Here is a 957-nt window from a genome sequence, read left to right as displayed (position 1 = left end):
CCCGACCGCGACGGAGAACGACAGGTGCGTGGTCTCGGCGAGCGCCCTCGGCGCGACCGTGGAAGGCGGGGACCGCTGCAAGGGCAAGATCGGGCCCACGGGTCCGACCGGCCCCACCGGACCCACCGGCCCCACCGGACCCACCGGAGACCCCGGACCCACCGGACCGTGCATCGAGTGGGACGCCGTCATCGAGAACGGGTTCTTCGACGACTCCCTCGAAATCTTCAACACCTGGCAGTACGACGCCCTCCTCTACGACGGGCAGGTGTTCGCCAAGCAGTCGGAACCGGGCGACCCCGACATCGGCGAGAGCCTGCTGGTCGAAGGCGCACCGGCGAACGCCTGCACTCTCGCTGTGACCTACGAGAAGGTGTTGATCAACACCGAAACCGAAGCCACCAACCTCTTCGACAACGACGTCGTCTACATCAATGTGCTGGACACGGACGGTCGAGGCTGGGTGGCGACGTGCGACCCGGCGCTCGATCCGGCGAACTTCAGCTGCGACCCCTTCGTTCCCGACGGGTTCCTCCCCTCGGTCCACTAGACGAGCCTGACGTCACAGCAGGGTTTCCAGAGGAGCCGACTCGGCCGGAGAACCCGACGATCTGATGTGTGCCGTGCCCGGTTCCGGCCGGGCACGGCACACAGGCGTCTGTTCTGATCCGGCTCCACGCCCCGGTGGCCTACGCGTGCGGATCCGGGCCCGCGCCGTCGCACGGCGCGGGTCCGGGTCCGCACGCGGTGCTGTCACCGCTGCCGGCCACGACGACATCGCCGGTCAGCGGGCGACCTTAGGAACCGGCCGGCGCCCGAGCGGTCCGGCACGCCGATGCGTCCTCCCTTTGGACAGCCCACAGGCAGCCGCTGCGGCGAACGTCCGGCGCGCCTCCCACCACGCCCCCCAATACCGCCAAACCATGACAAACGGTACGCCCATGCGTATGCGGACGG

The 957-nt window shown here is 69.1% G+C and carries 1 protein-coding gene; it reads left to right on the top strand.

Annotation, left to right across the window (positions count from 1 at the left end):
- Window positions 1–550, top strand: a 550-nt coding sequence (locus QCN29_RS36700; RefSeq protein WP_279933589.1) for a hypothetical protein, incomplete at its 5' end; no start/stop codon positions are given.
- Window positions 551–957 lie beyond the last annotated feature (407 nt).

This window comes from Streptomyces chengmaiensis, from assembly GCF_029846775.1.
In the GTDB taxonomy this organism is placed as follows: Bacteria; Actinomycetota; Actinomycetes; order Streptomycetales; family Streptomycetaceae; genus Streptomyces; species Streptomyces chengmaiensis.
This window is presented reverse-complemented; position numbering and strand designations above follow the sequence as displayed.